The sequence below is a fragment of the Brachybacterium epidermidis genome, from assembly GCF_015209585.1.
GTDB classification, from domain to species: Bacteria; Actinomycetota; Actinomycetes; order Actinomycetales; family Dermabacteraceae; genus Brachybacterium; species Brachybacterium epidermidis.
Genome location: NZ_JADEYR010000011.1, coordinates 1 through 21,327 on the forward strand (window position 1 = coordinate 1; position 21,327 = coordinate 21,327).

Annotated in this window: 17 protein-coding genes and 1 tRNA gene; 5 read left to right on the forward strand and 13 right to left on the reverse strand. The window is 70.9% G+C overall.

What is annotated here, in order from left to right; genetic code table 11:
• A partial coding sequence (locus IOE58_RS10045) for an MFS transporter (protein ID WP_348981943.1) occupies positions 1 to 940 on the forward strand: 940 nt, incomplete at its 5' end.
• A 22-nt stretch (positions 941 to 962) separates the two neighbouring features.
• Here IOE58_RS10045 and IOE58_RS10050 read toward each other — a convergent pair.
• Positions 963 to 2,099 carry a glycerol dehydrogenase gene (locus tag IOE58_RS10050; RefSeq protein ID WP_193866256.1) on the reverse strand — a complete coding sequence of 379 codons (1,137 nt, stop codon included), beginning with the start codon at positions 2,097 to 2,099 and terminating at the stop codon, positions 963 to 965.
• Between the two features lie 133 nt (positions 2,100 to 2,232).
• On the opposite strand from IOE58_RS10050, the gene IOE58_RS10055 reads away from it, so the two are divergent.
• Positions 2,233 to 4,032, forward strand: a complete 1,800-nt coding sequence (locus IOE58_RS10055) for a bifunctional 3'-5' exonuclease/DNA polymerase (RefSeq protein ID WP_193866257.1) — start codon at positions 2,233 to 2,235, stop codon at positions 4,030 to 4,032.
• A gap of 4 nt (positions 4,033 to 4,036) precedes the next feature.
• On the opposite strand, the gene uvrB is transcribed toward IOE58_RS10055, so the two are convergent.
• Positions 4,037 to 6,142, reverse strand: a complete 2,106-nt coding sequence (gene uvrB / locus IOE58_RS10060; RefSeq protein ID WP_193866258.1) for an excinuclease ABC subunit UvrB — start codon at positions 6,140 to 6,142, stop codon at positions 4,037 to 4,039.
• 9 nt (positions 6,143 to 6,151) lie between these two features.
• Positions 6,152 to 6,835, reverse strand: a complete 684-nt coding sequence (gene coaE, locus IOE58_RS10065) for a dephospho-CoA kinase (protein WP_193866259.1) — start codon at positions 6,833 to 6,835, stop codon at positions 6,152 to 6,154.
• Positions 6,836 to 6,935: 100 nt separating this feature from the next.
• Between coaE and IOE58_RS10070 the strand changes: the two genes are divergently transcribed.
• Positions 6,936 to 7,940 (forward strand): TRIC cation channel family protein, encoded by a 1,005-nt coding sequence (locus IOE58_RS10070; RefSeq protein WP_193866260.1) that lies wholly within the window; start codon positions 6,936 to 6,938, stop codon positions 7,938 to 7,940.
• Positions 7,941 to 7,955: 15 nt separating this feature from the next.
• On the opposite strand, the gene aroD is transcribed toward IOE58_RS10070, so the two are convergent.
• The 7 genes from aroD to polA all read right to left on the reverse strand — a co-directional run bounded on the left by aroD (position 7,956) and on the right by polA (position 17,075).
• Positions 7,956 to 8,726, reverse strand: coding sequence for a type I 3-dehydroquinate dehydratase (aroD, locus tag IOE58_RS10075; RefSeq protein WP_193866261.1), 771 nt, complete (start codon positions 8,724 to 8,726; stop codon positions 7,956 to 7,958).
• Between the two features lie 2 nt (positions 8,727 to 8,728).
• Positions 8,729 to 9,811 (reverse strand): 3-dehydroquinate synthase, encoded by a 1,083-nt coding sequence (aroB, locus tag IOE58_RS10080; protein WP_193866262.1) that lies wholly within the window; start codon positions 9,809 to 9,811, stop codon positions 8,729 to 8,731.
• Positions 9,808 to 10,344 (reverse strand): shikimate kinase, encoded by a 537-nt coding sequence (locus tag IOE58_RS10085; protein WP_193866263.1) that lies wholly within the window; start codon positions 10,342 to 10,344, stop codon positions 9,808 to 9,810. Before IOE58_RS10085 ends, aroB begins: the two co-directional genes overlap by 4 nt.
• The gene (gene aroC, locus IOE58_RS10090) at positions 10,341 to 11,588 is read right to left on the reverse strand and encodes a chorismate synthase (protein ID WP_193866264.1); all 1,248 of its coding nucleotides are present in this window, start codon (positions 11,586 to 11,588) and stop codon (positions 10,341 to 10,343) included. Before aroC ends, IOE58_RS10085 begins: the two co-directional genes overlap by 4 nt.
• 86 nt (positions 11,589 to 11,674) lie before the next feature.
• The gene (locus IOE58_RS10095) at positions 11,675 to 12,505 is read right to left on the reverse strand and encodes an HAD-IIA family hydrolase (RefSeq protein WP_193866265.1); all 831 of its coding nucleotides are present in this window, start codon (positions 12,503 to 12,505) and stop codon (positions 11,675 to 11,677) included.
• Between the two features lie 150 nt (positions 12,506 to 12,655).
• Positions 12,656 to 14,140, reverse strand: a complete 1,485-nt coding sequence (gene rpsA, locus IOE58_RS10100; RefSeq protein WP_193866266.1) for a 30S ribosomal protein S1 — start codon at positions 14,138 to 14,140, stop codon at positions 12,656 to 12,658.
• 253 nt (positions 14,141 to 14,393) lie between these two features.
• The gene (gene polA / locus IOE58_RS10105; RefSeq protein WP_193866267.1) at positions 14,394 to 17,075 is read right to left on the reverse strand and encodes a DNA polymerase I; all 2,682 of its coding nucleotides are present in this window, start codon (positions 17,073 to 17,075) and stop codon (positions 14,394 to 14,396) included.
• A gap of 50 nt (positions 17,076 to 17,125) precedes the next feature.
• On the opposite strand from polA, the gene IOE58_RS10110 reads away from it, so the two are divergent.
• Complete coding sequence (locus IOE58_RS10110; protein WP_193866268.1) at positions 17,126 to 17,560, forward strand: PaaI family thioesterase; 435 nt, start codon at positions 17,126 to 17,128, stop codon at positions 17,558 to 17,560.
• Positions 17,561 to 17,569: 9 nt separating this feature from the next.
• Here IOE58_RS10110 and IOE58_RS10115 read toward each other — a convergent pair whose 3' ends face one another.
• Both IOE58_RS10115 and IOE58_RS10120 read right to left on the reverse strand, forming a co-directional pair.
• Complete coding sequence (locus IOE58_RS10115) at positions 17,570 to 18,937, reverse strand: ABC transporter substrate-binding protein (protein ID WP_193866269.1); 1,368 nt, start codon at positions 18,935 to 18,937, stop codon at positions 17,570 to 17,572.
• Positions 18,938 to 18,971: 34 nt separating this feature from the next.
• Positions 18,972 to 19,595, reverse strand: a complete 624-nt coding sequence (locus tag IOE58_RS10120) for an ANTAR domain-containing response regulator (protein WP_193866270.1) — start codon at positions 19,593 to 19,595, stop codon at positions 18,972 to 18,974.
• 109 nt (positions 19,596 to 19,704) lie between these two features.
• Between IOE58_RS10120 and IOE58_RS10125 the strand changes: the two genes are divergently transcribed.
• A tRNA-Leu gene (locus tag IOE58_RS10125) sits at positions 19,705 to 19,787 on the forward strand.
• A 62-nt stretch (positions 19,788 to 19,849) separates the two neighbouring features.
• Here IOE58_RS10125 and pyk read toward each other — a convergent pair.
• Positions 19,850 to 21,322 carry a pyruvate kinase gene (gene pyk, locus IOE58_RS10130; RefSeq protein WP_193866271.1) on the reverse strand — a complete coding sequence of 491 codons (1,473 nt, stop codon included), beginning with the start codon at positions 21,320 to 21,322 and terminating at the stop codon, positions 19,850 to 19,852.
• Between the last annotated feature and the right edge of the window lie 5 nt (positions 21,323 to 21,327).

The following is a 21,327-nucleotide window of genomic DNA, read 5'->3' on the forward strand; positions in this document are numbered from 1 at the left end:
GTGGGTCACCGAGACCGTGGGCTGGAGGATCGTGTTCCTGGCGGTGCCGCTGCTGGTGGTGCCGGCGAGGCTGCTGCTGCAGGACCCGACGGGCGCGGCCTCCGTGCCCGGTGATGCCTCGGCCGACGACGGTGCGACCTCGCGCGCACCTCGGCCCCCGGTGCTGGCGGCCTGCGCTGCAGCCCTGGGGGTGGCCGCGCTGTCGGTGATCGGCGAGCAGGCCGACGGCTCGCTCTCCCCCGTGACCGTGGCACTGCTGGCGGTGGCCGTCGCCGTCGTGGTCGTCGCCGTGCCGCGCCTGCTGCCGCGCACCGTGCTGCTGTCCCCGGACCGGGTGGGGCGCCTGGTGCTGGCGCGCGGCGTGCTGGCGGCCTCGTTCGTGCTGGCTGAGGTGTACCTGCCTCTGCAGCTGGTGGCGCGGTACGGGATGAGCGCGGCCCACGCCGGCCTGATCCTCACCGTCACCACCATTACCTGGTTCACCGGTTCGTGGATGGCGGGCCGGGAGATGCTGCCCGAACGGGTGCGCATCTCCGCGGGGGCCGCGGCGATGGCGGTGGGCACGGCCGCGACCGCGGCAGTGCTGCTCACGCACCACTCCCCCTGGCTGGCCGGGCTGACCTGGTGCCCGACCGGGCTGGGCATGGGCCTTTCCTACACCTCCACCTCGATCCTCACCATGCGCCGCTCCCATGCCTCCCGGCAGGGTCGCAACTCCGCCGCGCTGCAGATGGCGGAGGCGCTCGCGCAGGCGGTGATGCTGGCCCTGACGGGTGTGGCCTTCCAGCTGCTGCTGCAGCGGCACGGCGAGACCTCTCCCGCTCCCTACGGTGCGGTGCTCGCGGCGGCGACCGCGCTGGCCGTCCTCGCGATGATGGTGGGGGTGGCGGTGCGTCGTCGGGCGCCGCAGCGGCCCCCGGGTCTGCGCGGGGGCCGCTAGGCGATCGGTCGGTCTCGCGCGCTCAGTGCGCGGTGTGCAGCTCCGGCTCCGGCAGTCCGCGCCGGGCCCGCACCCGACGGGAGAGCTGCTCGGCCGCGCGCAGTGCCGTGTACACCATCTCCGCGGTCACCTCGAAGGGCATCGCGTGGATGGTCTCGCCCTCCACCACCGCCGCCTCGGAGACGGCGCGCAGCTCCTTCTCGTCCTCCAGCGTCAGGCCCACCTCGGTGAGGGTGGTGGGCAGGCCCACCAGGGTGCTGAACTCGATGAAGTCCTCGATCTCCTCGCGCTCGGCTCCCTCCAGGATGAGCTGCACCGTGGTGCCCAGGTTGACCTTCTCCCCGTGGGTGAGGCCGTGGGCCTGCGGGGCGGCGGTCAGGGCGTTGTGGATCGCATGGGCCGCGGCGAGGCCCCCGGACTCGAAGCCCAGCCCGGACAGCAGGGTGCAGGCCTCCACGGTGGCCTCCAGGGCGGGGGTGACGGCCTTCGCCTCGACGGCATCGATGGCGGCCAGTGCGTTCTCGTGCAGCAGCTCCCAGGCCAGGTGCGCCGGTGCGGTCGCCGAACGGGTGGGGCGTGCACCGGCCATGGTGTCGCTGCGTCCTCGCGCGGTGGCGCGAGCCTCGATCCAGGTGGCCAGGGCGTCACCGATGCCGCCCACCAGGAAGCGCACCGGGGCGTTCGCGACCACCGCGGTGTCGATCAGCACCAGGTCGGGGTTGCGGGGGAAGAAGCGGTACTCCAGGAACTCGCCGTCCTCGGTGTAGATCACCGAGAGGGCCGAGGTGGGAGCATCGGAGGAGGCGGCGGTGGGGACGGACGCCCAGCGGATGTCGGCCAGGTGACCGGCGGCCTTGGCGGCGTCGATGGCCGAGCCGCCGCCCAGGCCCACGATCACTCCGTGGCTGCCGGAGCGGATCTTCTCCACCAGGGAGTCCACGGCCTCGGGGGTGGCGTAGCGACCGAAGCCCACGCGCTCGAAGGCGATGTCGGCGGCCTTCAGTCCGGCGCTGACGGACTCGCCGACCAGGTCCCACACGGTGTCGTCGGCCACGATCAAGGGGTTTGCGCCGAGCGGGGCCAGATGGGTGCCGAGCTCCTCGAGCACGCCGGGTCCCTGCACGTACGTCGAGGGGCTGGTGAAGATGGTGGTGGGCATGGGGAGGACCTCCGTTGTTAAGCAATTTACAAGGCGGTGATGTCAGCGTATTCCCGGTGCGTGGCCGGCCGCCAGAGGTCGGAGGTCCCGGATGTCAGTACTGTGGTTCCCGAGCCGAGAGGACGGGGGTGGGATGCGAACGGACCGACCTCCTCCACCCCCGCGCAGCGCTGCCGCGCGCTGGTGCGTGCTGGGAGGGTTGCCGAACGGCCGCCTCGCCCTGGTGGAGCTCACGGCCGACGGCAGCCCCATCAGCACCACGCAGCTCGATGCCGCACAGCTCCCGGAGCTGGTGGCGCAGCAGGAGGGCGCCGCCCGCCGTGACGGGGCCTCGCCACCGCGCTGGGTGTGGGCCGATGCCGCCGCGTGGTACCCGCAGCTGCTCGCCGCCGGGATCCGCGTGGAGCGCTGCCATGACCTGCGCCTGGTGCACACGATCCTGCGGCATTCGCAGCGCGTGCAGGATCACGCGCCGATCCGCGGCGCCGACGCCTGGGACGTGCCCGTGCTGCCCCCGGTCACGGAGTCACCGTCGGCCGGGGCCACCCTGTTCGACGTGGACAACGGCACCGCCGCGCGCGGTGCCGTGCCCGCGGGCATCGACGAGGTCCTCGCCGAGTTCACCCGTCAGCGCGCCGCCATCGAGAGCGCGAGGGAGCTGAGCAGTGACCGGGCTCGGCTGCGACTGCTGGTCGCAGCGGAGTCCGCGGGTGCGCTGATCGCCGCAGAACTGCAGGCCGCCGGGATCCCTTGGGACGTCGCCGAGCACGATCGCATCCTCACCGAGCAGCTGGGGCCCCGGCCTCGCTTCGGGCAGGTGCCGGAGCTTGTGGCGCACAAGGCCGCGCAGGTGCGGGACGCTCTGGGCGATCCGCTGCTGAGCATCGAGTCCCAGCCGCGGCTGCTGCGCGCTCTGCACCGGGCCGGTGTCGACGTGCGGTCAACCTCGCAGTGGGAGCTCATGGGGCACGGGCATCCCGCGATCGCGCCGCTGCTGCAGTACAAGAAGATGGTGCGGCTGCTGACGGCGAACGGGTGGGCGTGGATGGACGAATGGGTGCACGAGGGCCGGTACCGGCCGGTGTACGTCCCCGGGGGCGTGGTCACCGGGCGGTGGGCCTCCAGCGGCGGTGGCGCGCTGCAGATCCCCCGTCAGCTGCGACCCGCGCTGCGCGCCGACCCCGGGTGGCGCCTGGTCAGTGCCGACGTCGCCCAGCTGGAGCCGCGGGTGCTGGCGGCAATGGCGAACGACCAGGGCATGATCAGGGCCGGGGCCGGCACCGACCTGTACGCGGGGATCGTCGCCGCGGGCGTGGTGGCCACCCGCCAGGAGGCGAAGGTGGGGGTGCTGGGTGCCCTGTACGGCGGCACCACCGGGGACAGCGGCCGGATCGTTCCGCGACTGCGGCGCACGTTCCCGCGGGCGATGGCCCTGGTGGACGACGCCGCTCGGCTGGGCGAGGCCGGGGGCACGGTATCGACCTGGCTGGGCCGCTCCTCTCCCCCGGCCGATGCCGCGTGGACCTCGGCACAGCAGGCCGCGAACCTGCCCGACGCCTCGACTGCCGAACAGGAGCGGACCCGCCGCTCGGCGCGCGATCGGGGACGCTTCACCCGCAACTTCGTGGTGCAGGGCACCGCCGCGGAATGGGCACTGAGCTGGATGGCCGGGCTGCGACTGGCCCTGTCGCGCTTCGAGGAGGTGCCGGAGAATCAGGCGGCGCGGGCGTCAGGTCCCGCGTTCGCGCGCCGCGCGCACCTGGCGTTCTTCCTGCACGACGAGGTGATCGTGCACGCTCCCGCCGCGGAGGCCGAGCAGGCCGCTCACGCCATCCAGGAAGCGGCCGACGCGGCCGGGCTCCTGCTGTTCCCCGGCAGCGGTATCGACTTCCCCCTGGACCTCGCGATCACCGAGCGCTCCGAGGAGAAGTGAGCGGTCAGGAGGAGCGCTGCACGCGCCGCAGCTCCTTCTTCAGCTCCTGCACCTCGTCGCGCAGGCGGGCAGCAACCTCGAACTGCAACGACTCCGCCGCCTGGTGCATCTGGGCGGTGATCTCGTCGATCATGCCGGTGAGCGCACCCACCGGGTCGTCTCCCAGGTCCACGGTGCGGCCGCTGACCGCGTCGATCGCATTGGCGCGGGCACGGTCCCGGGCCACCCGCTCCTTGCCGGAGCGGTAGTCGGTGGACATCAGGGTGTCGGTGTCGATGTCCTCCCGGGCCAGCATGTCGGTGACGTCCGCGATGCGCTTGCGCAGCGGGGTGGGGTCTATCCCGTGCTCGGTGTTGTACGCGATCTGCTTCTCACGGCGACGGTTGGTCTCGTCGATCGCCGACTGCATCGACTCGGTGACGGTGTCCGCGTACATGTGCACCTGCCCGGAGACGTTGCGGGCGGCACGGCCGATGGTCTGGATCAGCGAGGTGCGCGAGCGCAGGAAGCCCTCCTTGTCGGCGTCGAGGATCGACACCAGCGACACCTCGGGCAGGTCCAGGCCCTCGCGCAGCAGGTTGATGCCCACCAGCACGTCGAACTCGCCCTTGCGCAGGGACCGCAGCAGCTCCACGCGACGCAGGGTCTCCACGTCGGAGTGCAGGTACTGCACCCGCACGCCGTTCTCCAGCAGGTAGTCGGTGAGGTCCTCGGCCATGCGCTTGGTCAGGGTGGTGACCAGGACGCGCTCATCGGCGGCGACCCGCTTCTCGATCTCCTCGCGCAGATCGTCGATCTGTCCCTTCACGGGTTTGACGATCACCTCGGGGTCGACCAGGCCGGTGGGGCGGATGATCTGCTCGACCACGCCGTGCGACCGCTCCAGCTCGTAGTCCGCGGGAGTGGCGGAGAGGTAGACCGTCTGCCCGGTGCGCTCGGTGAACTCGCCGAAGGTGAGGGGCCGGTTGTCCAGGGCGCTGGGCAGGCGGAACCCGAAGTCCACCAGCGTGCGCTTGCGGGAGCGGTCCCCCTCGAACATGGCACCGATCTGCGGGATCGTCACGTGGGATTCGTCGACCACCAGCAGGAAGTCCTCGGGGAAGTAGTCCAGCAGAGTGTTGGGCGGCGTGCCCGGGCCGCGGCCGTCCAGGTGGCGGGAGTAGTTCTCCACGCCGTTGGTGCTGCCCGTCTGCCGCAGCATCTCCAGATCGTGGCCGGTGCGCATCCGCAGGCGCTGCGCCTCCAGCAGCTTCTGCTGGCTCTCGAGCTCCTCCAGTCGCTCTCCCAGCTCCACCTCGATCGAGTCGATCGCGCGGGCCAGGCGCTCGGGACCGGCCACGTAGTGGGAGGCCGGGAACACGTGGATCTGATCCTCCTCGCGGATCACCTCACCGGTCATGGGGTGCAGCGTGTACAGGGCGTCGATCTCGTCGCCGAAGAACTCGATGCGCAGTGCGAGCTCCTCGTACATGGGGATGATCTCGACCGTGTCGCCGCGCACCCGGAAGGTGCCGCGCTCGAAGGCCACGTCGTTGCGGTCGTACTGCATGTCCACGAAGCGGCGCAGCAGCTCGTCACGGTCCAGGGCGTCCCCGCGGGAGAGCCGCACCATGCGGTCCACGTACTCCTGGGGGGTGCCCAGGCCGTAGATGCAGGACACGGAGGAGACCACCACCACGTCGCGCCGGGTGAGCAGGGAGTTGGTGGCGCTGTGGCGCAGTCGCTCCACCTCCGCGTTGATGGAGGAGTCCTTCTCGATGTAGGTGTCCGACTGCGGGACGTACGCCTCGGGCTGGTAGTAGTCGTAGTACGAGACGAAGTACTCCACCGCGTTGTGGGGCAGCAGCTCGCGGAACTCGCTGGCCAGCTGGGCGGCGAGGGTCTTGTTGTGGGCCATCACCAGGGTGGGCCGCTGCAGCTGCTCGATCAGCCAGGCGGTGGTGGCGCTCTTGCCGGTGCCGGTGGCGCCCAGCAGCACCACGTCCTGCTCGCCGCGGTTGATCCGCTCGGTGAGCTCCTTGATGGCCTGCGGCTGATCGCCGGAGGGCGTGTAGTCCGAGACGACCTCGAAGGGGTGCTCGGCGCGGACCAGATCGGTGACAGGACGCATGCGTCGATGCTACGTCGCGGTGCTGACGAACCGCCCTGTGCCGTTGCGCGCACCGGTACTCGACCCCCGCGCCTGCGCGATGATGCGCGCACGTTCGAGTGCCCTCAGTGACCGCTCCCGCAGCTCCTGGATCCCGGCGTTGTTGAGGATCAGCAGGTGGCAGCGATGGATCCGCTCCAGATCGGTCACCTGGGCGGCCATCACCGACTCGACGTAGCCGCGATCACGGCCGCGGTCGCGCACCACTCGGTCGATGCGGTCGCGGTGACGGGCGATCACCCCGGCCACCGCGTCGTACTCGCCCTCGCGATGCTTCTCCAGCAGCAGGGGGTTGTCGTGCACCACCAGCGCCGCGCCCGCCGCGCGAGCGGCCTCCTCCTCGGCACGCACCGCCGCGTCGACCCGCCCCAGCACGATCGCCTCGAGATCCGCTCGCGCCCGGGCATCGGCGAACACCAGGGTGGCCAGGGCAGAGCGGTCGATGGTGCCGTCGGGCGCCCGGTACTCCTCCCCGAAGCGCGCCACGGCCTCCTCCACACCGGCGCCGGGCACATCCAGCACGGCCCGTGAGTGCGCATCGAGATCGATCACCGTGTGCCCGGTCTCGCGCCAGATGCGCGCCACCGTGGACTTCCCGGAGCCGATACCACCGGTCAGCCCGATGCGCAGGAGCGGTCGCTGAACACTGCTCATCCCCCGATGCTACGGGCACTCGCGCCGATGGGGCGTCACCTTCGCCACGTGCAGGCGCGCAGCACGGCCATCACCGCGGGATCAGCATTACCGTCATCACGTGGACCCGCTCGAACTGCTGATCACCAACGACGTGCTGCGCGCCCTGGACCTGCTGGGCGTGTTCGTGATGGGCGTGGCCGCCGGTGGTCTGGCGGCCCGGCTCAACTTCGACGCCATGGGCTTCGCGATCATCGGGATCATCGCGGGGCTGGGCGGTGGCCTCGTTCGCGACCTGATCCTCGACTACGGGGTGCCCGCCGCGTTCTCCGGCCCCTGGTACCTCACCTGCGCCCTGGCCGGCTCCGCCTTCGCCTTCGTGGTGAACTCCGAGCGCGCCTGGTGGCGCCGCATCGTCACGGGAATGGACATCACCGCCATGGGACTGTGGGCGGCCACGGGCACCGCGAAGTCCCTGGGCTACGGGCTGGACGTGCTCCCGGCGATCCTGCTGGGGCTCACCAGTGCCACCGGTGGCGGCATCATGCGCGATGTCCTGGTGGGCCGCATCCCGGCCGTCTTCGGCGGCGGGCCGCTGTACGCCACCGGTGCCGTGGTGACGGCGGTGCTGACCTGGGCGGTGGTGGCTCTCGGCCTCGACGCCGTCTGGGTGGTGGTCGCGGCGGCCGCCGGCTCCGGTCTGGCGATGCTGGCCGCCTGGCGCCGCTGGACTCTGCCCGCTCACAGCGAGTGGGAGGTCACGATGTCCGCCACCCAGCTGAAGTCCATGGTGCGCAGGATCCGTCGGGCCGAGCGCGCGAAGGTGGCAAAGGAGACCGGGGCGATCTCCATCGTGGATGCGAACGAGGACGATCTCGCGGCTGATTCCAACTACGAGGAGAGCGCCGAGGAGTACGCCACCCGGATCCTCGGGGAGGAGGGCCCCGATCTGATCCCTGAGGCGGTGGAGGACACCCCCGTCGACCAGGAGATCAAGGAGCAGGTCGAGGAGAAGGTGGACGAGAGGATCGAGGCGAAGGTCGACGAGGAGATGCAGGCCGAGGAGGGCGCCTGGGTGCGGAAGGGCCAGGACGGCGAGGAGATCCCCGACCCCATCGGGCACTGAGACCCGGGTCCGCTCTCAGGGACGCAGCAGCTCCAGCATCCGCTCCACGTCATCGACCGCGAGCTGGCCGGGGGCCGAGGCCTCCCCGGCCGTCGCGAACGTCGCGGCCGAGCCGAACGCCTCCGCGGCCACGCGGCTGACCGCGCCCAGCGACCCCATGCTGATCGCGATGTGGGGCCCCTCCTGCGCGGCCGCGACCCGGGTGCTCGCGGCCAGCAGGCGCAGCACGTCCTGCGGGTGCTGCGGCATGACGGCCACCTTGGGCACGTCGACGCCCATGCGTCGCTGAGCCTGCAGCAGCGCCACCAGCTCGTCCTCGCCGGGTGTGGCCCCGAAGTCGTGGAAGGAGCCCACGACGACCGCGCGATGCTGCTGCGCTGCCCTCACCACCCGCTGCACCACCTCGGGATCCCGCGACGTCTCCACGTCCACCATGTCCGCATGCCCGGTGGAGACCACCGCCTCCAGCAGGTCCCCCAGCTCGTGATCGGTCAGCGCGCGCCCCCCGCCCTCCGCGGCGGTGCGCAGGGTGACCAGCAGGCAGCGCTCCTCACCGATGCTCTCCCGCAGCTGGGGCAGCAGGTTCCGTACCGCGTCCCGGTGCTCGACGGTCCCCGAGCCCGGCGCGTACAGGTCGGTGCGCCATTCCAGGACCCGTGCAACGGTGCCTGCGGCGGCGGCCGCCTGATCGAGGACCACCTGCTCCTGCGCCCCCGTGAGCGGGACGATGATCTCGGGGCGGCCTGCCCCGAGCTCCACCCCCCGCACGGTCACCGTCGCCCCCATGGTCACTCCTGGGTGATGGCGGCGTAGGCGGACAGCAGCAGGGCAGGGTCCGGTCCCTCCAGGCGGGAGGGGCGGCCGATCCGGTCCAGCACCACGAAGCGCAGCAGGCCGGCACGGGTCTTCTTGTCGCGCTTGATGGAGTCCTCCAGCTTGGGCCACTGCCGGCCCCGGTAGGTGATCGGCAGGCCGAGCGAGGTGAGGACGTCCCGGTGGCGGTCCACCTCGGCCTCGGAGAGCTTGCCGGCCAGGTGGGACAGCTCGGCGGCGAACATCATGCCCACGGCCACGGCTGCACCGTGGCGCCACTGGTAGCGCTCATTGCGCTCGATGGCATGGGCGAGGGTGTGCCCGTAGTTGAGGATCTCCCGCTCCCCCGCTTCACGCAGATCGGCGGAGACCACCCGTGCCTTGACCCGGATGGATCGCTCCACGATCTCCCGGAACGCATCCGAGGCGATGTCCAGGCATGCGGCCGGGTCCTTCTCCACGATCTCCAGGATCCGCTGGTCCTCGATGAAGCCGGCCTTGACCACCTCGGCCAGGCCCGCGGCGACGTCGTTCGCGCCCAGTCCCGCCAGCACGTCGAGATCCGCGACCACCGCGATCGGCGGGGGGAAGGCACCCACCAGGTTCTTGCCCTCGGCGGTGTTGATCCCGGTCTTGCCGCCCACGGCGGCATCCACCATGGCTGCGACCGTGGTGGGGATCTGCAGCACGTCCACGCCGCGCAGCCAGGTGGCGGCCACGAAGCCGGCCAGGTCCGTGGCGGCGCCGCCGCCGAGACCGACGATCAGGTCGGTGCGGCCGATCTCGGCCTGCCCGCACACCTGCCACAGGAACCCGGCCACCTGGGCCGTCTTGGCCTCCTCACCGTCGGGCACCTCGGCCAGGAACGCCTGCCGGGCGCCCGTGGACAGCGCCTCCCGCAGCTCCTCGGCCACGGTGCGCAGGCTGGGCTGGTGCACCACCACGATGCGTCGCACCCGCTCGGGAACATGGGCCGGGACCTCCCGCAGCAGGCCGCGCCCGATGGTGACGTCATAGCCGCCAGTCGGGGTGGTGACGGGAATGGTCGTGGAGCTCACGGACTCACCTTCGCTTCGCGTTCGAGGATCAGGTCATGGATGCGGCGGGCGACGGCCGCCGGCGGGCTGCCGTCGGAGTCGACGGTCCAGCATGCCAGGTCGCGGTAGCGCGGCATGCGGCGCTCGCTGATCTCGCGCCAGCGGCGCAGCGGGTCCTCGCCGCTGAGCAGCGGCCTGTCCTGTGCACGGCGGAGCCGCGCCTGCACGATCTGCTCGTCGACCTGCAGCAGCACCACCGGGCAGCCCCGCAGCAGTGCCGCCGATTCCGGTCGCGTCGGGGCCCCGCCGCCCAGGGCCAGCACCCCGGTGCGGGTGGAGAGGGCCACCGCCAGCAGCTGTGCCTCCAGGTCGCGGAAGTGGTCCTCGCCGTCCTCGGCGAAGATCTGCGGGATCGGCTTGCCTGCCTCCTGCACGATCAGGGCGTCGAGGTCGGCGAAGGGCTCGCGAAGCCGACGCGCGAGTTCGCGGCCCACGGCCGTCTTCCCGGCGGCCATCGGCCCGATCAGCACGGCGGTGAGCGCGGTGGGGCTCACCGCGCCCCTTCGCGCGGCTGAGCGAGCACCGCCTGCAGCTCGTCGGTGCCCTCGAGATGGGCGCGGATCTCGGCGATGCTGTCCCCACCGGTCTTCTCCAGCAGCGCATCGGCCAGGGTGAGCGCCACCACGGCCTCGGCGATGACGGCCGCGGGGGCGACCGCGCAGACGTCGGAGCGCTGGTGGTTGGCGGTGGCCTGTTCGCCGGTGGCGACGTCCACGGTGCGCAGTGCCCGGGGAACGGTGGAGATGGGCTTGAGCGCCCCCCGCACTCGGATCACCTGGCCGTTGCTGATGCCGCCCTCGAGGCCGCCGGCACGGTTGGAGCCGCGATGGATGCCCCCGGCGGCGTCCTTTCCGGAGCCTGCCAGGATCTCGTCGTGCGCAGCGGAGCCCCGGCGGGCGGCGGTGGCGAACCCGTCACCGATCTCCACCCCCTTCATCGCCTGGATGGACATGATCGCCTGGGCCAGGCGGCCGTCGAGCCGCCGGTCCCACTGGGTGTGCGAGCCCAGCCCCACGGGCACCCCGTAGGCGAGCACCTCGACCACACCGCCCAGGGTGTCCCCCTCGGACTTGGCCGCATCGACCTCGGCGACCATGGCCGTCGAGGTGGCAGGGTGGTGGCAGCGCAGCGGATCGGCATCCAGCGCCTCGACGTCGTCCGGGGTGGGCAGCGGTGCGTCCTCGGGCACGCGCACGGGGCCGACGGACAGGGTGTGGGAGACCAGGCGGATCCCGGCGGCCTGCTCCAGCAGCGCGGCGGCGACCCGACCGGCCACCACCCGGGCCGCGGTCTCCCGGGCGCTGGCGCGCTCCAGCACGGGCCTGGCCTCGGTGAAGCCGTACTTGAGCATCCCGGCGAGGTCGGCATGGCCGGGGCGGGGGCGGGTCAGCGGCTTGTTGCGTGCGATCTCCCGCTCGTCCCCGGTGCCGGCGTCGATCAGCAGGTCCTCCCGGGCCACGGGATCGGCGCTCATCACCTTCTCCCACTTGGGCCACTCCGAGTTGCCGATCTCCACCGCCAGGGGGGAGCCGAGGGTGAGCCCGTGCCGGATCCCGCCGTGCACGGTCAGGGCGTCCTGCTCGAACTTCTGGCGGGACCCGCGGCCGTGGCCGAGGCGGCGCCGGGCCAGGGCGTCCCGCAGGTCCTGGGTGGTCAGCTCGATCCCGGCGGGGACGCCGTCGAGCAGGGCGATGAGGGAGGGGCCGTGGGATTCCCCGGCGGTGAGCCAACGCAGCATGGAGGCGATTCTCCCACGTCTGACCGGTGGTGGGCCCGGGGGTCCGCTCCGTGGTGCGCCGTGCCTGTTCCCGGTGGGTCGCCGGGTCAGTCCTCCCCGAGTTCCTGCGCCCTGCTGGGCGACATCTGCTCCACCAGCGGTACCACCTGTTCGATGGAGGGGAGCACGGCGGTGGGCCGGTACGGGAAGCTGGTGATCGCCTCGGCCCGGGTGGAACCGGTGAGCACCAGGATGGAGCGCAAGCCAGCCTCGAGGCCGGACTTCACGTCGGTGTCCATGCGGTCGCCGATCATCACCGTCGTCTCGGAGTGCGCCTCGATGCGGTTCAGTGCGGTGCGCATCATCAGCGGGTTCGGCTTGCCGACGTAGTACGGCTCGATGCCGGTGGCCGCGGTGATCATGGCGGCCACGGCCCCGGTGGCCGGCAGCGGGCCGGCGGGGCTGGGGCCGGTCACGTCAGGATTGGTGGCGATGAACTTCGCGCCCTCTCCCACCAGGCGGATGGCGCGGGTGATGGCCTCGAAGGAGTAGGTGCGGGTCTCCCCCAGCACCACGAACTCCACGTCCACGTCCGAGAGGATGAAGCCCTCATCGTGCATCGCGCTGGTGAGGCCGGCCTCGCCGATCACGTAAGCGGTGCCGCCCGGGGACTGCTCGGACAGGAACCGCGCCGTAGCCAGGGCACTGGTCCACAGCGCGTCCTCCTCCAGGTCGATCCCCGCGCGGGCCAGCCTCGCCCGCAGGTCCCGCGGGGTGAACATCGAGTTGTTGGTGAGCACCAGGAAGCGGCGCCCGCAGCGCGCCAGCTCGGAGATGAACTCGGCGGCGCCGGGCAGGGCCTCCTCCTCGTGCACCAGCACGCCGTCCATGTCGGTGAGCCAGGAGTGGATGGGACGTTCCTCGAGTGCAGTGGTCATGGATCCAGTCTCGCACCGATCGCGCTCGCGCCCCAGCCCTGCCCCAGCCCAGCACCGTCCCAGCCACGCGCGGGTGGATCCTCCGCACGCACGACGACGGGGCGCCACCCGAAGGTGACGCCCCGTCGTACTGCTGGGATCAGCCGGCGATCAGTTGCCGGTGAGCTTGGCGCGCAGAGCGGCCAGGGCCTCGTCGGAGGCCAGGGTGCCCTCGTCGGAGGAGGAGGACTGGTAGGAGGACTGGCTCGCCGGAGCGGACTCCGAGGAGGACGAGGTGGAGGCGGCAGCCGGAGCGTTCGCGGACTCCTCGTCGGCCTTGATGGCCTCGGCGACCTGGGTCTTGTGGGCGGTCCAGCGCTCGTAGGCGGCCGCGTACTGGGCCTCCCACTCCTCGCGCTGGCTGTCGTAGCCCTCGAGCCACTCGTTGGTCTCCGGGTCGAAGCCCTCGGGGTACTTGTACTCGCCGTTCTCGTCGTACTCGGCGGCCATGCCGTACAGGGCCGGGTCGAAGGTGGTGTCGTCACCCTCGGGGTCCACACCCTCGTTGGCCTGCTTGAGGGACAGGGAGATCCGGCGACGCTCGAGGTCGATGTCGATGACCTTGACGAAGACGTCCTGGTCGACGGTGACGACCTGCTCGGGCAGGTCCACGTGGCGCTGGGCCAGCTCGGAGATGTGCACCAGGCCCTCGATGCCGTCCTCCACGCGAACGAACGCACCGAAGGGCACCAGCTTGGTGACCTTGCCCGGCACGACCTCGCCGATCGCGTGGGTGCGGGCGAACAGCTGCCACGGGTCCTCCTGGGTCGCCTTCAGCGACAGGGAGACGCGCTCGCGGTCCATGTCGACGTCCAGGACCTCGACCTTGACCTTCTGGCCCACCTCGACGACCTCGGAGGGGTGGTCAATGTGCTTCCAGGACAGCTCGGAGACGTGCACCAGGCCGTCGACGCCGCCCAGGTCCACGAAGGCACCGAAGTTGACGATCGAGGAGACGACGCCCTCGCGCACCTGGGACTTCTGCAGGGTCTGCAGGAAGTCGGAGCGGACCGCGGACTGGGTCTCCTCCAGGTAGGCGCGGCGGGAGAGCACCACGTTGTTGCGGTTCTTGTCCAGCTCGATGATCTTGGCCTCGATCTCCTGGCCGACGTAGGGCTGCAGGTCGCGCACGCGGCGCATCTCGACGAGGGAGGCCGGGAGGAAGCCGCGCAGGCCGATGTCGACGATGAGGCCGCCCTTGACCACCTCGATGACGTGGCCGGTGACGACGCCCTCGTCCTCTTTGATCTGCTCGATCGTGCCCCAGGCCCGCTCGTACTGGGCGCGCTTCTTGGACAGGATCAGACGGCCTTCCTTGTCCTCCTTCTGGAGGACCAGGGCCTCGATCTCGTCGCCGACGCCGACGACCTCGCCGGGATCGACGTCGTGCTTGATGGACAGCTCGCGCGAGGGGATGACGCCCTCGGTCTTGTAGCCGATGTCCAGCAGGACCTCGTCGTGATCCACCTTCACCACGGTGCCCTCGACGATGTCGCCATCGTTGAAGTACTTGATGGTCGAATCGATGGCGGCCATGAGGTCGTCGGCGCTACCGATGTCGTTGATGGCGATCTGGGGGGTGGTGGTGTCGGTCATGTAGTCGAGAACTCCGTCGGGACAGGAAATGAGTAGGGTCAGGGGCATGCTCGGCCCGTGGGCCGATCCGTGGATCAGTCGTGGACACGGTCTTCGTGTGGGCTCCAATGGATCCCCGTGGAGCCCAGGACAGCAGACGGGCACGACTGAGCACAGACCTGGACAAGCCTACCAGCCCTGCGGCGTGCTGGCACGGGCGGGACCGGTCCGGTCAGTGCGGCCAGGTGTGAGCTTCGTCCCCGTCGCGGACCGCTCAGTGCGCAGCGGCCAGCCAGTTCGGACCCACCCCGATGCCCACCTCGAGGGGGACGGACAGCTCGTACGCCCCGCCCATCCCGGCGGTGATGATCTCCCGCAGCCGCTCCTCCTCGCCCGGAGCCACATCGAGCACCAGCTCGTCGTGCACCTGGAGCAGCACGCGTGAATCCAGGCCCGCCTCGCGCAGGCCCTCGTCCACGCGCAGCATCGCCAGTTTGATGATGTCGGCGGCGCTGCCCTGGATCGGGGAGTTCAGCGCCACCCGCTCCGCGTTCTCACGGCGCTGGCGGTTGTCGCTGGTCAGATCCGGTAAGGGTCGACGCCTGCCCAGAATGGTCTCGGTGTATCCGATCGCCCGGGCCTTCTCGACGCTCTCGCGCAAGTAGTCCCGCACACCGCCGAAGCGCTCGAAGTAGCCGTCGCGCAGTGCGGTCGCCTCCGCCTGGGAGATCCGCAGCTGGCGGGCCAGGCCGAAGGCGCTCAGCCCGTAGGCCAGCCCGTAGCTCACGGCCTTGGTCTTGGACCGCATCGGGGCGTCGACGTCCTCCGGTGCCACGTCGAACACTCGCGAGGCGACGAACCGGTGCAGGTCCTCCCCGGAGCGGAAGGCCTCGATAAGCCCCTCGTCCTCGGACAGGTGCGCCATGATGCGCATCTCGATCTGCGAGTAGTCCGCCGTCATCAGCGACTCGAAGCCGTCCGAGGGGCGGAAGGCCGAGCGGATGCGGCGCCCCTCCTCGGTGCGGGTGGGGATGTTCTGCAGGTTCGGGTTGTTCGAGGACAGCCGCCCGGTGGCCGCGATGTTCTGGTGGAACGTGGTGTGGATCCGTCCGGCCGGGGAGATGAAGCGCCGCAGGGTGTCGATGATCTGGCGCATCTTGGTCACATCCCGGTGCGCCAGCAGGTCCGTGAGGAACGGGTGCTGGGTCTTCTCGTGCAGATCGGCCAGGGACTCCGCATCCGTGGAGAAGCCTGTCTTGGTGCGGCGGGTCCTGGGCATCCCCAGCCGTTCGAACAGCACCTCCTGCAGCTGCTTGGGCGAGCCCAGGTTGATGCGATCCCCACCCAGGTGCGAGTAGGCCGATTCCGCGACCCGCTCCTGCTCGATCTCGTGCTGGGAGTCGAGATCGGCCAGCACGGAGTCGTCCACAGCGATGCCGGTGGCCTCCATCACCGCGATCACGCGGGACAGCGGGAGCTCGAGGTCGTCGTGCAGCGAGACGGCCGCGTGCTGCTCGAGGTCGGTGCGCAGGTGCGAGCCCAGTCTGTCCACGGCGTCCGCCGCTCGGGCCAGCAAGTCCGCACCGGAGTCCTCCTGGTCCAGGTCCAGCTCCTGCTGTGCGGCGGCCGAGGTGACCTGCAGGTCCTCCTGCAGATGGCGCAGGGTCAGTCCCGCCAGATCGGTGGGCCTCTGATCGGGACGGCACAGGAACTCGGCGATCGCCAGGTCCGTGCTCCACCCGGCCGCCTCCAGGCCGCGGCCGCGCAGCTGATGGGTGGTGAGCTTGGTGTCGTGCGCGCACTTCGCAACGGCCGGGTCCGCGAGCCATCCGGCAAGTGCGCGCTCGGCTTCGTCGTCCAGGGACACCAGGTCGATCACGGCCAGGGCCCCCGGGGTGGCCAGGGCCAGCATCGCGGCGTCGCCCTCGCCGAGGTCCCAGCTGCCGTCGACAGCCAGTGCCGCGCCACCGGCGAAGTCGCGCGCCAGCACCTCGGCGACCTGCTGCCCCGTGGGCTGCTGCAGCGCGGGCAGGGAGCGCTCAGGCACCGCGGAGGCGGCATCGCCCTCGGCCAGCAGGGACGCGGGCACGTCGCGGCGGATGGTGGGGCCGAAGGCGAGCTCGTCGAACACGGCGTTCAGGGCGACGGCGTCACCGCGGCCCAGCAGATAGCGGTCGGGGTCCAGGGGCAGGTCGAGGTCCGTCACCGCGGCGTTCATCCGCCGGTTGCGCTCCACGGCCTCGACGTTGTCGCGCAGCGACTGGCCGGCCTTGCCCTTGATCTCCTCCGCATGGGCAAGGATCCCCTGCAGGTCGCCGTAGGCGGTGATCCACTTCGCGGCGGTCTTCGGGCCCACTCCGGGAACGCCGGGGAGGTTGTCGGCGCTCTCCCCCACCAGGGCCGCCAGATCCGGGTAGCGCTCCGGGGGGATGCCGTACTTCTCCTCCACCGCCGCCGGGTCCATCCGGCGCAGCTCGGTGACGCCCTTGACGGGCTGCAGCAGCGTGACGTGCTCACCGACCAGCTGGATCGCATCGCGGTCCGAGGAGACGATCAGCGCCTGGCCGCCCTCCTTCTCCGCACGGGTGGCGAGGGTGGCGATGATGTCGTCGGCCTCGTAGTCCTCCACGGTGAACCACGGCACACCGAGGGCGTCCAGCACCTGCTGGATCAAGCCGATCTGCCCCTCGAACTCGGGCGGGGTGACCTCGCGACCGGCCTTGTACTGGTCGTAGATGCGGTCGCGGAACGTGCCACCGGGCAGGTCGAAAGCGACCGCCACATGGGTGGGCTGCTCGGAGGCGACCACGTTGATGATCATGCGGGTGAAGCCGTAGACGGCATTGGTGGACTGCCCGCGGCCGTCGGTGAAGCTGTCCGCCGGCAGCGCGAAGAACGCCCGGAAGGCCATCGCGTGACCGTCGATGAGAAGGATCCGCTGCTCGCTCGCACTCATGGGCAGCAGTCTCCCACGCTTCGGGTCCGGCCCTGTGGGAAGCTGAGCGCATGACCACGACATCGGATCGAGTCCCCCTGCCCCCGGAGCTCGCGGCGCTGCTGGCCGGCACCCTGGTGGAGCGCTGCGGGATGGAGGTGCTCGACCTGGGCCCCGAGGGCGGCGCCATGACGATGCCCGTGGCGGGCAACACCCAGCCGGCCGGCCTGCTGCACGGCGGTGCCACCATCGCGCTGGCGGAGACCATCGCCTCACTGGCTGCGACCCTGCAGGCGCGGGCGGTGCACGGCGAGGGCGCCCAGGCCGTGGGCACGAATGTGGCCGCCACCCACCATCGTTCCGCACGGGAGGGCACCGTGACAGCCCGATGCACGGCCCGGCACAGGGGGCGCCAGGTGGCCACCTACCTGGTCGATGTGCACGACGAGGGCGGCACGCTGCTGAGCACGGTCACGGTCTCCACCATGCTGCTCCCTGCGCGCTGAGCGGGCTGCTCAGCCGGGGGCCTCCTCGAAGGTGCTGGTGCCCGGAGCCGTCAGCGCACCCGCCTCGTTCCATGAGTACGTGCGCAGGGTGCCCTTGCCCGCATCGCCCCTGCTGCCGATCTCCACGGCGCCCATGCGTCCCTGGTAGCTGATCGTGGCGCGCTGATTGTTGGCCACCGCATTGCGCAGATGGTTGCGGCACAGGCCGAAATCGGTGCACTCGGCGTCCCCGACCAGCACCTTGGGCACGGACGCGGCGATGTCGCTGCCGGCGACGGACAGCGCGCTCTGGGCGGCCAGACAGGCCAGCACGACGGCGTCGTAGCCCTGCTGTGAGTAGGCGTACCCGGTGGTGAGGAAGCCGGGGTCCACGTTGATCATCATGAGCTCGTGATCGGTCGTGACCGCACCCCCCGGCTCCCAGCCGGTGGCGCGGGTCATGGCCTCCGGCGCCAGCTCGGCACTGGAGTAGTCCACCGTGGCGGCCGGGCTAAGCCAGGCGGGGATCTCCAGGGTGGGGCGGTTCCCCTCGTCGAGGGTGGCCGTGTACAGGGCCGAGAGGAAGGGCCCCGCCTCCGGGCCCCCGTTGATCACCAGCAGTGCGGGGTGGTTCGAGACCACGGCCTCCACGATCGGGGCGATGTCGCCCATGTCGCCCGGTGCGTAGAAGTGGGTGTGGACGATGCCGCCGTTGGCGGGCTGCAGCACCTCGGTCAGGGCGGCCTCGAGGCTCTTGCCCTGCTCGGTGTCCTCCGAGAGGTAGACCACGGTGCCGCGCTTGCCGGCGCGATCAGAGGTCCCCCCGGACAGGGCCTGCTCGGCGAGGCTGCCGGCGGTGACCCGATCGTTGGGGGACAGCCGCACCAGCATGCCCGCGGAGTCGACCTCCTCGCGCACGCTCGTGCCCGAGGTGATCACGTCGATCACCGCGATGCCCCGCTCCACGAAGACCGGTAGGGCAGCCTGCAGCGCCGCCTCGTCCAGGGAGCTGATCACCGCCGTGACGCCCTCGTCGGCCAGGGCGTTCACGGCCTCGGTGATGTCCTCCCCGGGATCGGCCATGACGTGGCGGGGGACCATCTGGACCTTCTGACCGAACAGCCCGTCGTAGCGTGCGTTGACATCGATCATCGCTTCGGCGATGGCGGTGGCGATGGCCTTCTCGAACGGCGCGGTGCGGCCGTGGGTGGCGCCGATGGAGCCGAGCATGAGTGCCTGCTCCGGCTCCTCCAACGGCTTCGCCGTGGGCGCGGTGGTGGTGGGCCGACGCCCCCTCCTGCCTCTGCGGACACCACCCTCACCGCAGCCACTGAGAGCCCCCGCACCGAGCACGCTCGCGCCCAGCGTGCCCATCAGTGCGCGTCGCGAGATGGCCATCCCCCAGCTCCTTCTCCGCTCCCCCGGCGGCAGGTCAGTCCTTGCCCTGACCCCCGCCGAGCTGATCGACGACGGCGTCGGCGACCTCACGCATGGTCAGGCGGCGATCCATGGAGGTCTTCTGGATCCAGCGGAACGCCTCGGGCTCACTGAGGCCCATGTTGGTCTGCAGCAGCCCCTTGGCGCGGTCCACGCGCTTGCGGGTCTCGAACCGTTCGCCGAGGTCCTGGATCTCGGACTCGAGCTGCGTGATCTGGGCGTGGCGGGAGATGGCGATCTCCACCGCGGGGAGCAGATCCGCCGGGGTGAAGGGCTTGACCACGTAGGCCATGGCTCCGGCGTCCCGGGCCCGCTCGACCAGCTCGGCCTGCGAGAACGCGGTCAGCATCACCACCGGGGCGAGGGACTCCTCGCCGATGCGCTCGGCCGCGGTGACCCCGTCGACCTGGGGCATCTTCACGTCCATGACCACGACGTCCGGTCGCAGCTCGCGGGTCTTGGCGACGGCGCTCTCGCCGTCCCCGACCGCGGCGATCACCTCGAACCCGGCCTCGGTGAGGGTCTCGACGATGTCCATCCGGATCAGGGACTCGTCCTCCGCGACGATCGCAGTGCGACGCGGCTTGTCGTCGGGGGAAGTGGGGGTCTCGTCGTTCATGTCACCCTGTGTCTCGGTCGAGGGGCCGGCACGGCCAGAGGGAACCCCTGCCGGTCCGATCCGGTGGTCATCAGCGTTATCCTAGTCCAGCCCCCGATGGAGCGGCTGAGCCGGGTTGGCGGAACGGTAGACGCGGTGCACTCAAAATGCACTGTCCGCGAGGGCGTGCGGGTTCGAATCCCGCACCCGGCACCTGTCGACGACGGCGGTGGCATCCGGTCCTGCGACCGGGTGCCACCGCCGTCGTCCTCGTCTCAGGCCTGCTCGGGCCCGGCGGCGATGCGATCCGCCTCGATGCGGGCGGACTCACTGCCGGAGAGGTCACCGATGCGGTGCACGCGCAGCGAGTTGGTGGAGCCGTGCACGCCGGGGGGCGAACCGGCGGCCACCACCACCAGGTCGTTGTTCTGCAGGCCCTTCTGCTCGCGCAGCAGCTCGTCGACCACGCCCACCATGGCGTCGCTGTCCTTCTGCATGGGCACCAGGTGCGCCTCGACGCCCCAGGTCAGGGCGAGCTGATGGGCGACCTCCTCGTAGGGCGTCATGGCCAGCAGAGGGATCGTGGGACGCAGGCGCGCCAGACGGCGGGCGGTGTCCCCGGACTCGGTGAAGGTCACCAGGTACTGGGCGGAGAGCTGATCGCCGATCTCCGCGGCAGCGCGGGTGATGGCACCGCCGCGGGTGTGCGGGATGGTGCCCAGCGGCATGATGCGGTCGGCGCCGTTCTGCTCGGTGTTGGTGATGATGCGGGCCATGGTCCGCACGGCCTCGAAGGGGTAGGCGCCCACGCTGGTCTCACCGGAGAGCATGACGGCGTCGGCCCCGTCGAGGATCGCGTTGGCGCAGTCCGAGGCTTCCGCGCGGGTGGGCCGCGGATTGGTGATCATCGACTCCAGCACCTGGGTGGCGACGATCACGGGCTTGGCGTTGCGGCGGGCCAGCTCGATGGCGCGCTTCTGCACCAGCGGCACCTGCTCGAGCGGCAGCTCCACGCCGAGGTCGCCGCGGGCCACCATGATGCCGTCGAAGGCGCCGACGATGGAGCGCAGCGCCCGCACCGCCTGCGGCTTCTCGATCTTGGCGATGACGGGGACGCGGCGGCCCTCCTCCTGCATGATGCGCAGCACGTCGTCCATGTCGTGGGCATCGCGCACGAAGGACAGGGCGATCATGTCGGCGCCCAGGCTGAGGCCCCAGCGCAGATCGGCGATGTCCTTCTCGCTCATGGCGGGGACGGACACGGCGACGCCGGGCAGGTTGATGCCCTTGTTGTTGGAGACCGGGCCGGGGACCTCCACGACGGTGGTGACGTCGGTGTCGGAGACGTCCGTGACGCGGACGGTGACCTTGCCGTCGTCGATCAGCAGCACGTCGCCGGGGCGGCAGTCGCCGGGCAGGCCCTTGAAGGTGGTGGAGACGCGCTCCTTCGTGCCGACGATGTCCTCCGTGGTGATCACGAAGGTCTCTCCCACCTCGAGCTGGTGGGGGCCGTTCTCGAACTTGCCCAGGCGGATCTTGGGGCCCTGCAGGTCCACCAGCACGGCCACGTTGCTGTCGAGGTCCTTGGCGGCGCGACGGATGTTCGCGTAGACCTGCTCGTGATCGTCGTAGGTACCGTGGCTGAGGTTCATCCGGGCGACGTTCATCCCCGCCTCGATCAGCGTCCGGATCTGCTCGTAGGTGTTGGTCGCCGGACCAAGTGTGCAGACGATCTTGGCTTTACGCATGTCAA